The sequence below is a fragment of the Lactiplantibacillus plajomi genome (genome assembly GCF_005405405.1).
Classification (GTDB): domain Bacteria; phylum Bacillota; class Bacilli; order Lactobacillales; family Lactobacillaceae; genus Lactiplantibacillus; species Lactiplantibacillus plajomi.
In genome coordinates this window covers 1-6,452 of sequence record NZ_BJDZ01000051.1, presented here as the reverse complement: position 1 = coordinate 6,452, position 6,452 = coordinate 1, and the positions used below count along the sequence as shown (strand labels likewise).

Below are 6,452 nucleotides of genomic sequence, written 5' to 3'. Positions count from 1 at the left end.
TGCTCTTTTTTTATTTTCTATTATATCAAAAGCAGGTCTGGAAAAATCCGAAGATTTTTCCAGACCTGCTTTGTTTTTAGAGACTTATGTCACAGCCTCTTTTTGGTGTGGCCAGTTATATGTAAGTTAACTCGTCAGTGGTAACGCCCGACGTGATTTGGTGGTTAGTGATTCGACGTACGGGGCGCGTTCCGAGTAAGTCATTTCCTGGTTGTCGTCTAAGTAGATGACGGCCGTCCAGCGGCGGACTTTGGCGGTTGGCGGCTTTAGGACGACCCGGTAGACAATCGGACAGTTACTGATGGTCAGCCGGTCGGTCGGCCGTTGGCGGTGTTGCTGGTAGCCAACACTGGCCCGTAACGTTCGTGGATTTGAGAAGGTGCACTGGTACCAACTGATTCCACTGAACGGCCCGCTCGCTTCGGATTGCACGTTGCGGCGCATTACCCGCATATGGTAACCGTTGGCGGTTAACGCCCGCTCGATCCGGCGTTGAGCGACCTGGTTATCGTACTTGGTCTTAGCGAACCAACCACCGATCACTAGACTAACCAAGACGAGCCCACCGATTAGCCAGCAACTGACCGGGTGCCTATGGATAAAGGTTTGCATAAAGGACTCCTTAAAAAGACTTAAAATGCTAATATACCGGAGGATTGGGGCGGTGACAACCCTTAATTGGACCGGTTCATTTTAGCTAAGGGTGGTAAACTAATTTAAATGATTGCGGGATATAAAATGCTTAATTAAAAGTCATTGATGAGCAGTAGGGTAGTGCGCCGAAAGCGATTGTCAGCGGTTGGATAAAATAGGCACCAAACTGGCAGGAATATAAATAAATAAATCAAAAAAGAAGCCACCGATAAGTTGTCGGTGGCTTCTTAATCATGAAAGGAAGCGGGTTAAAGTTTTGGGAGTGGCATCCACGTCTTGTAGCCGGTATAGTCCTTCGTTCGTAAAAGCTTTTCAGCATTTGCAACTCGGTCTGGGGTTGGCGACTCAATGCCTTCCAACCGATACTTGATCTTCATTTCGTGGTACTTCTTCACACCCAGTGTGTGGTACGGTAGTACTTCGACTTTTTGAACGACGTTGTTCGGAATCTTAGCAATGTAGTCGCCAAGTTCAGCCAAATACTTGTCGTTGTCGGTCCGCTGCGGAACGAGCACGTGGCGAATCCACATATCGTGGTGGTTAGCTGCCATGTACTGAATCATATCCAGAATGTTTTCGTTACCATACTGGGTCAGCTTCTTGTGTTCCGCAGAGTTGATGTGTTTAATATCAACTAGCGAGATGTCGGTCACGGCCATTAAGCGCTCAAACTTATCAAAGAAGGGCTGTTCGCGGGTAAATGGTTGGCCCGAGGTGTCGAGACAAGTACTGATGTCCATGGCTTTCGCCTTTTCGAACAGGTCCAGAATAAAGTCAATCTGGACGAGGGATTCGCCACCACTGACGGTGATCCCACCGGTTTTGCCCCAAAATGCCCGGTACTTTTGCGCGTCCTCTAATATTTCATCGGCGGTCATCTTGTCACCGACATTCAGTTTCCAAGTGTCGGGATTGTGACAATACTGACAACGCATGTGGCACCCTTGTAAAAACGCAACGTAGCGGATACCCGGGCCATCGACTGATCCAAACGTTTCAATGGAATGGACGTAGCCGATTACTGGCGTCTCTTTTGATTGTTCGGTTTGAGTAACTTTGCTGTTTGCCATGAGCCTTCGCCCCTTAATTTCGAATTAATTACATCTTGTCGAAGAACGTCCGTGAAATAACGTCGTCCTGTTGTTCCTTAGTCAGGTCTGCGAAGTATACGCAGTAGCCGGATACCCGGACAGTTAAGGTTGGGTATTCTTCTGGGTGCTTCTGAGCATCGATCAACGTGTCCTTATTGAAGACGTTGATGTTCAAGTGCATCCCATCGTTGTTCATGTAACCGTCGAGCATGTTAACCAGCGTATCCTTACGTGATTCCATGTCGTGGCCTAACGTGTTTGGCGTAACGCCGAACGTGTTAGAAATCCCATCGGTTGCGTAACGGTATGGTAATTTAGCGGTTGAAAGCAAGGATGCTAAGGCACCACTTTGTTCTGCGCCGTATGCTGGGTTGGCACCTGGTGAGAATGGTTCACCTTTTTGCCGGCCGTTAGGGGTCGTCCCAGTGTTCTTACCATAAACAACGTTTGAAGTGATGGTCAGAACGGAAGTTGATAACTTAGCCCCACGGTATAGGTGGTGGGTGTTCATCTTCGTGTAGAGTTCCTTAACCAACCACTTTGCAATGTCATCTACCCGATCATCGTTGTTCCCGTAACGTGGGTAATCGTTGTCGGCTTCGAAGTCAACCGCGATACCACGGTCGTCACGGATAACTTTAACGTGGCCGTACTTGATGGCTGAAATTGAGTCAGCGGCATGTGATAAGCCGGAAATCCCAGTAGCGAAGGTCCGGTCAAGATTGGTATCCTTCAAGGCCATTTCAGCAGCTTCGTAGTAGTACTTGTCGTGCATGTAGTGGATAGCGTTCAGTGAGTTAACGTAAGTGTCCGCTAACCAGTCCATTTGCTTGTCGAACTTCTTCATGAATTCATCGTAATCGATGTATTCTGAGCTGATTGGTTCGTAAGCAGGGCCAACTTGGTCACCGGCGATTTCATCACGACCACCGTTGATGGCGTAAAGAATGGCCTTAGCTAAGTTTGCCCGGGCACCGAAGTACTGAATCCCATCGGCAACTGGTTGTGCGGAAACACAGCAGGCGATGCCGTAGTAGTCGGTACCCCATTGTACCCGCATTAAGTCGTCGTTTTCGTATTGAATGGTTGAACTATCAATCGAAACTTGGGTTGCGTAACGTTTGAAGTCTTCTGGTAAGCGGTCTGACCAAAGAATGGTGATGTTTGGTTCTGGAGCGGCGCCCATGTTGTCCAAAGTCTTCAAAATCCGGAAGGCGGTCTTAGTAACGTGGTGCTTACCGTCTAAGCCGAACCCACACATTGATAAGGTTGCCCAGATTGGGTCACCAGAGAAGAGTGAGTTGTAAGTTTCGGTACGGATGAAACGAACCATCCGCAGTTTCATAACGAATTGGTCGATGATTTCTTGGGCTTGGCTTTCGTCGATCACGCCGTTTTCCAAGTCACGTTGGATGTAAATATCCATAACCGTATCGATCCGACCAACTGACATTGCGGCCCCGTTTTGGGTCTTAATGGCAGCTAGGTAGCCGAAGTACATCCATTGAACGGCTTCTTGAGCAGTTTCTGCAGGACGGCTAATGTCGTAACCGTAGCTTTCAGCCATTTCTTTCATTTCTTTAAGGGCTTTGTATTGGTCGGCAACTTCTTCACGAAGACGAATAACGTCATCGGTTAATTCACCGTCGCCAATGTGCGCATAGTCGTTGGCTTTGTCGGCCATTAAGCGGTCGATCCCGTAAACGGCAACCCGTGGTAAGTCAGGAATAATCCGGCCACGAGCGTATGCGTCAGGTAAACCAGTAATGATCTTGTAGTGACGTGCTTTACGCATTTCAGGGGTGTAAACATCGAAGACCCCTTGGTTATGAGTTTTGCGGTATTCAGTAAAAATCTTATCTTGTTCAGGATCTAACTTGTAACCGTATGACTTCAAAGCGTCATCGGCCATCCGAATCCCACCAAACGGCATGAATGCGCGCTTCAATGGTTTGTCAGTTTGTAAGCCGACAATCTTTTCCAAGTTCTTGTCAATGTAGCCAGGTGCGTGAGAAGTGATCGTTGAAACAACGCTCGTATCAGCGTCCAGAACACCACCAGCTTCACGTTCGGCCTTCTTTAACGCAAGGACTTTGTCGTTCAACACTTTAGTGGCTTCCGTTGGACCTACTAAGAAGCTTTCGTCCCCATTATATTGAGTAAAGTTGTTCTGAATGAAATCACGGATGTTAATTTCTTCTTGCCAGTGACCACCTTTAAAACCTTTCCAGGCTTTGGCAGTTTGGGTTTTATCAACAGTAATCATTTGAGTCGCCTCCATAACTAAAATGCAATCATCTTTACGCACTAATAATAGCAATATTCCCAGATTATGTAAACGTTTTCACTAAATTCTTTTCTAAGAATTTGATTAGAGAATGCGCGGTTACGATGAAATGCCGATATACCGGCACGCGAATTGCTGTAAAAACGGCGTTTCTCAAAGTAAAGTGACTTAAATAAGTTATTAGCCTAAAATAATTGGCATATTCCAATTATATATTGAATCAATTGTGAACGATTTAACAGTAGACAGTTAGATTGCCGGCTAATATATGGGTCGTGATGAGGGTTAGCCGTTGATTTTCAGTCAAAGTTCGTTATCATAAAAGGGTATGAGCTTGGTGGCGTTGATAAGGACGTCGATGACGAAAGGCAGGGTTCACAAATGCTTAATAAAATTGAACATTACATTGATGAATGTATTGATAAGGGCGATATTTACGGTGCGTCGTTTAGTTTGATCACACCGCGCGGCATCGATCAGTACTATCACGGCACTCAGGGAAGTGATCAATTCGCCATTGGGCTGGACGCTTCGATGATTTATGATTTGGCTTCGGTGACCAAGGTAGTAGCAACGACGACCCGGATTTTCCAATTATTGTCGAACCATACCGTCCGGTTAGAAGATTCGGTCGCGCGCTTCTTACCGGGTTTCTCACACCCAGAAATTACGATTGAAAATTTATTACTTCATAATAGTGGGTTACCAGCTGACCTTGATAACTTAGATGAAATGAACCGAGAAGATTTGATTCGGGCGGTTTACGATGCTGAATTAGAAAGCCGTCCGGGAGAAACTTACCGTTATTCTGATTTAGGCTATATGTTGCTCGGCTGGGTCATTCGGACGGTTGACGGGTCGCTGGCTCGCAGCGTTCAGGATCACATTTGCTACCCGTTGGCGATGACCAATACTGGCTACAATTTGAACCGGCCGAAGATTCGCTTTGTCCCAACCGAGTTCGATCAACGGCGTGGCCAGATTCAGGGTCAGGTGCACGACTACAAAGCCTTCTTACTGAACGGTGAAAGTGGTCATGCCGGCTTGTTCTCAACCTTGACCGATTTATCAGTCTTTACGGAAATGATGCTCAATTTTGGCGAGTATCAGCATAAGCGGGTGTTGGATGAAAACGTCTTTGACTGGTTAGCCGAGTACGACGTTAACGGTCGGACGCTAGGATGGGAACGCCATCGGGGCCAGCACCAGTATTTCCACACCGGTTTCACTGGCCCACTGATTGCTTTTGACTTGGACCGCCAAGTTGGGTTGGTCGTGTTAACGAATCGGGTTTACCCGACAAGTGACAATCAGGTTTGGAACCGTGATCGGCAACACGTCTTAGAATTATTCTTTAATGAAAAATAGGTAGTTGAAAAGGACGTCAACGGTTTGTTCGTTGGCGTCCTTTTAGTTAGTACTGATTAATTTAGCCATTTGAATCCTGGTAAGCGCCGGATCGCAACGGTCAGTGTGTAGCCCAGTATGACGCCAAGCCAGTTTGTTAGGAGGTCGTCGATATCGACCCAACGTTTGAGATTGACGAGCAGATCTAAAATAAGCTGGCCGCCTTCTAAGCTGAGTCCGGTTATCAGTCCGATGAGCACGACGGTTGACCAACGCCAGTTTGGAAAATTCCAGCAAAGTAGTGAGCCTAGCGGAATGGTCAGCGCAACGTTAAGCCAAAATTCTAGGTCAAGTAGCTGGAAGGGAATGACGTTGAGGATCACCGGTCCCCACTGGAAATAATGCATGATGGTGGTACTACCGAAGTTGTAACTGGTGGGGGTCATGCAAAATGCGGCTAAGACCCAGATAAAACTGATTAGCAGGAGCCGACGGAAACGCTGATTGCCGGCACTTTGCCATTGGTGGATGGCGAGGCCAATCAACCCGATTGAGATTATTATAAAGGGGAGCCAGGGTAACATAAGCTGCACCTTCCTTTCGGGGTTTATTATACGGGTTAGCGGTGGATGAAAAAAGATTGAAAAAATAATTGACAGGGATAGGTTGAATTGATATATTAGTAAACGTTGTTGTTACGGCAGCGCGAATGATTGATTGAAAATTAATTGAAAAAGTTGTTGCAAAGCAACCGATTAATTGTTATGATTATTCCTGTTGTCGTTACGGCAACCATAACAAATAAGTCGATTGATGATTAAAAATAATCGTTGACAGTTATCGCTTAAGATGTTATGATAATTAAGTTACGTTAAGGAATTAACGTTACGAATTAGACCTTTGAAAACTGAACAAAGTTTCGACGAATCAAATGTGTAGGGTCTCTTGATCTTGAATCAAGAGCAAACATTTGCGAAGTCAATTCGCTAGCAAATAAATTTTTGAACAACTTTAAATGAGCTTTTTAGAACTCATCATTAATTTGAGGGTTTGATCCTGGCTCAGGACGAACG

Annotated in this window: 5 protein-coding genes; 1 reads left to right on the top strand and 4 read right to left on the bottom strand. The window is 46.1% G+C overall.

Going from position 1 to position 6,452, the window contains the following annotated elements; all coding sequences use genetic code 11:
* Positions 1-126 precede the first annotated feature (126 nt).
* The 3 genes from FFM82_RS13215 to pflB all read right to left on the bottom strand — a co-directional run bounded on the left by FFM82_RS13215 (position 127) and on the right by pflB (position 4,011).
* Positions 127-612, bottom strand: a complete 486-nt coding sequence (locus FFM82_RS13215) for a hypothetical protein (RefSeq protein ID WP_137646227.1) — start codon at positions 610-612, stop codon at positions 127-129.
* A gap of 290 nt (positions 613-902) precedes the next feature.
* Positions 903-1,724, bottom strand: a complete 822-nt coding sequence (gene pflA, locus FFM82_RS13210; protein WP_137646226.1) for a pyruvate formate-lyase-activating protein — start codon at positions 1,722-1,724, stop codon at positions 903-905.
* A gap of 28 nt (positions 1,725-1,752) precedes the next feature.
* Positions 1,753-4,011, bottom strand: coding sequence for a formate C-acetyltransferase (pflB, locus tag FFM82_RS13205; protein ID WP_137646225.1), 2,259 nt, complete (start codon positions 4,009-4,011; stop codon positions 1,753-1,755).
* 402 nt (positions 4,012-4,413) lie between these two features.
* Here pflB and FFM82_RS13200 point away from each other — a divergent pair, with 402 nt between their 5' ends.
* Positions 4,414-5,400: a serine hydrolase domain-containing protein gene (locus tag FFM82_RS13200; RefSeq protein WP_137646224.1), complete on the top strand. Its 987-nt coding sequence runs from the start codon at positions 4,414-4,416 to the stop codon at positions 5,398-5,400.
* A gap of 56 nt (positions 5,401-5,456) precedes the next feature.
* Here FFM82_RS13200 and FFM82_RS13195 read toward each other — a convergent pair whose 3' ends face one another.
* The gene (locus FFM82_RS13195) at positions 5,457-5,963 is read right to left on the bottom strand and encodes a VanZ family protein (RefSeq protein WP_137646223.1); all 507 of its coding nucleotides are present in this window, start codon (positions 5,961-5,963) and stop codon (positions 5,457-5,459) included.
* Positions 5,964-6,452 lie beyond the last annotated feature (489 nt).